Origin of the sequence: Azospirillum sp. B4 (assembly GCF_000333275.1) — a bacterium.
Taxonomy (GTDB): domain Bacteria; phylum Pseudomonadota; class Alphaproteobacteria; order Azospirillales; family Azospirillaceae; genus Nitrospirillum.
Genome location: NZ_BACU01000522.1, coordinates 1 through 3,310, shown reverse-complemented (window position 1 = coordinate 3,310; position 3,310 = coordinate 1). Strand labels below are relative to the sequence as shown.

Annotated in this window: 3 protein-coding genes; all 3 read left to right on the top strand. The window is 68.6% G+C overall.

Annotated elements, in window-relative coordinates; translation table 11 throughout:
- The first annotated feature begins 490 nt into the window (after positions 1–490).
- The 3 genes from I55_RS22580 to I55_RS22570 all read left to right on the top strand — a co-directional run bounded on the left by I55_RS22580 (position 491) and on the right by I55_RS22570 (position 3,117).
- A complete protein-coding gene (locus I55_RS22580) occupies positions 491–1,411 on the top strand; it encodes a VacJ family lipoprotein (RefSeq protein ID WP_252181272.1) in 921 nt (306 codons plus the stop codon).
- A 207-nt stretch (positions 1,412–1,618) separates the two neighbouring features.
- Positions 1,619–2,179, top strand: a complete 561-nt coding sequence (locus I55_RS22575) for a MarR family winged helix-turn-helix transcriptional regulator (protein WP_083901339.1) — start codon at positions 1,619–1,621, stop codon at positions 2,177–2,179.
- A gap of 362 nt (positions 2,180–2,541) precedes the next feature.
- Positions 2,542–3,117, top strand: coding sequence for a hypothetical protein (locus I55_RS22570; RefSeq protein WP_148293906.1), 576 nt, complete (start codon positions 2,542–2,544; stop codon positions 3,115–3,117).
- Positions 3,118–3,310 lie beyond the last annotated feature (193 nt).

Below are 3,310 nucleotides of genomic sequence, written 5' to 3'. Positions count from 1 at the left end.
CGCCGGCCGGCCGCAGGACCGGGCGGATCAGGTGCCGATGGCGCGGGGGGCGACGATGCATCAGAGGTTCCTTTGTGTTGCGCGGAGCGCGCGGTCTCAACAGGGTTGGGGCGGCCCCCTCGCCAACAGCGGAGGCTCCGGACAAGAGGCGACAACCGGCCCTTGCACGCGGCAGACGGCCCGAACTGTCGGGGTTCCGCCGTCATGCCAGCCCCGCCGACAGCATGAGTCGCGGTGCCCCGTTGGTAAACAACGCTTTTACAAGTTCCCCCAAATGGCAAAGCCGCCATGCGTGCCGGGCAACAGGGGGGGTTATTTTCCCATTTTGGCCGAACCGGCGGCCCGTTATGGTTAAATGACGGTCGGGAAGAAAGGTTCTGCCCGGTCCATCCGTATTGAGCATGGGGCCCACCGCCCCTGCCCTGTGCGGCACTTCCATCCCGCGGCCGGTTCCGGCCGTACGTGTCCCGTTGCTGGAGGCATCCCCCCGATGCTGCGTCCCGGTTCCCTCGCCGTCTCGGGCGGCCCCGTCGTGTCCCCGTCCCCCGCCCGCCGGCGCCTGGGCCTGAGGGCCGCCGCCCTGCTGGGCCTGCTAGCCCTACCCGTGCTGCTGCCGACCGGCGCCCGCGCGCAGGAGGCGGCGGCGACGCCCGCAGCCCCCGCCGACGCCGGGGATGGCAACCGCACGGAGGTGGCCGAGGCCAAGACGGCGGAGGCGCGCGCCGCCATCGCCGCCGCCCAGGAGGAGGACGCCAACGACCCGCTGGAAGGCATGAACCGCGCCATCTTCTGGTTCAACGAAGGCGTGGACACGGTGCTGCTGCGCCCGGCGGCCAAGGTCTACCGCACGGTGGTGCCGGACTTCGCCCAGACGGGCATCCGCAACGTGCTGTGGAACCTGCGCTCCCCCCTGACCCTGGCCAACAAGCTGCTGCAGGGCGACTGGGACGGCGCCGGCGTGGCGACGGAACGCTTCCTGATCAATTCCACCATCGGCCTGGGTGGCCTGATCGACGTGGCGGGCGACCACGGCCTGACCTACGAATATGAAAGCTTCGACCAGACGCTGGCCGTCTGGGGCGTGCCCGAGGGGTTCTACCTGGTGCTGCCGGTCCTGGGGTCGTCCACCCTGCGCGACGCCGTGGGCTTCGGTGTCGAGGCCTATGGCGACCCGGTCTCACGCTACCTCAGCAACACCCACGACGACTGGGCCAGCTACACGCGCGCCGGCGTTTATGCGGTCGACCTGCGGGCCCAGTACCTGGACGTGCTGGACGACATGAAGCGCAACAGCGTGGACTACTACGCCACGATGCGCTCGCTGTACCGCCAGCGGCAGAACAACTACATCCGCAACGGCAAGGCGGATCCGGACCAGTTCCCGTCCATTCCCGACTACGACAGCAAGTGACCCTGATCCCTTCGGCGTAGACGGCCAATCCCAAGGCCTGGTGCACGGTTCGCCCCGCGCACCAGGCCTTGTGCATTCCGCCCCATGGTGCCAAGGTCATTGTGATGACAAGCATGCCCCGGCCATCCCCCCCCGCGACGGCGGCCGGCATGGATGAGTGGGAACAAGACCCCCCGAAGACGGGGTCACGGATGAGGACTGAACACCATGGCCCTGCCCCGCCCCCAGACGGCCCCCCAGCCTGTCGGCGACCTGACCTTGGACATGGGGCCCAAACTGGACATGGACCGCTATGTCCCAGCCTTCCTGAACTCTATCGCCAACAAGCTGTCCAGCGGAGCTTCGCGCCTTTATTTCAAGCATTTCGGCATCGGCGTCGTGGAATGGCGCATCATTGTCCACCTGGTGGCGGAACCCTGGTGCACCGCCGCCCGCATCTGTCAGCTCATCGGCATGGACAAGGCCGCCGTCAGCCGCAGCTACGCCCTGATGGAAGACCGCGGCCTGATCCAGTTCCGCCCGGCGGAGCCCCGGGGGCGCGAGGCCGCGCTGACCGTGGCCGGCCGCGACCTGCATGACCGCATCCTGGTCATGGCGCTGGAACGGGAACGCCGCCTGCTGGCCGACCTGACCCCACGCGAGGTGGATACCCTGATCAACCTGCTGGGCCGCCTGCTGGTGCGCATCCCCCACGTCAACGCCTACGACCCCACGCCGGAGGAACTGGACGAGGCGGCCCCGGCCCGGGCGCCGGAACCGACAGCCTGAAAGCGACCGCCGCCGAGACCCTGTTTCACGCGGCCAGGCGATATCATCCCACCCGCGCCGGTTGGCTCCCAGCCATAGGCCCCCGCTTGGGCTGTAACAAACAAGCCCAACCACCATCCAGATTCGGCCCCATCGTGGTCACAATCCGGGGGCACAAATAACCGCAGGGCACAGTTGAGTATTACCCCAGCCCGCGTATCGAACCACTAAGTTCCACCCAGACCGGAACCCCAGCGCCGGTTGATGACGTCGCCTATCCCTGGGCCCCGGGCCTTGTGGGAACCTTCCCCTCGCCTTTGGGGTTTGGGCAGTGTGGCGCGCCCCGCACGGGGTCCGGCTGATCGTAGACGAAGGAGATGGACATGCGGATACATTTGCTTGCGGCCACGCTGCTGGCCACCGGTTTCATCGGCGGTACGGCCGTCGCCCAGTCGATGGATGGCACGGTCCCGCCGCCGGAGGCCAACGCGCCGCCCCCCGCCCCCATGGGCGATGAGGGCGCCATCGGCCCGGCGACCACCACCACCTATTCCTCGACTTCCTCAAGCTCGGAAAGCCACACCTTCATCGTGCGGCCCAAGGGCATGATTTCCACCGGCACCGGCAAGGTGAACACTGCCATGAAGCCGGGCGACACCGTGCCGAAGCCGGTCTGCCTGGAGGGCACGGAGCCGCACGTATGGACCGCCCCGGTGGTCTTCGGCATGCCGCAGGGCAAGGGCCAGGTGCAGGGCATCGACACCTGGGTCGAGGACCAGAGCGGCCAGTGGGTGATCAAGTCGGCCCTGCGCGCCGGCGAGGGCGACGCCCCCGTCAGCGACCAGGGCCAGGGCGGCTGGGTCGAGGTCAGCACCATGTGCACCACCCCCGGCATCAGCGACAGCGAGCGTGAGGTGACGGCGCAGGCCGGGTCGGCGACGCCGGTGGCGATGCGTTGAGGAACCGGGGCCGTCACGCGACGGCCCCACCGCCCGACTGCCCACCGCCCGACCGCCCACACTGGGCATTTGAGGCCGGCCGCGACCATGGACAGCGCGGCCGGCTTCACGCGTTTACCGGGTTTGAGGCATTTGAGCCCATCCCTTGAATGACGGGGGGCACCCCGGCCCGCACCATCTGACGTGTCTGGCC

What these genes read in the sequence shown, in the direction of transcription:
- I55_RS22580 (WP_252181272.1), top strand. Translation starts at nt 491, where the DNA reads ATGCTGCGTCCCGGTTCCCTCGCCGTCTCGGGCGGCCCCGTCGTGTCC.
- I55_RS22575 (WP_083901339.1), top strand. Translation starts at nt 1,619, where the DNA reads ATGGCCCTGCCCCGCCCCCAGACGGCCCCCCAGCCTGTCGGCGACCTG.
- I55_RS22570 (WP_148293906.1), top strand. Translation starts at nt 2,542, where the DNA reads ATGCGGATACATTTGCTTGCGGCCACGCTGCTGGCCACCGGTTTCATC.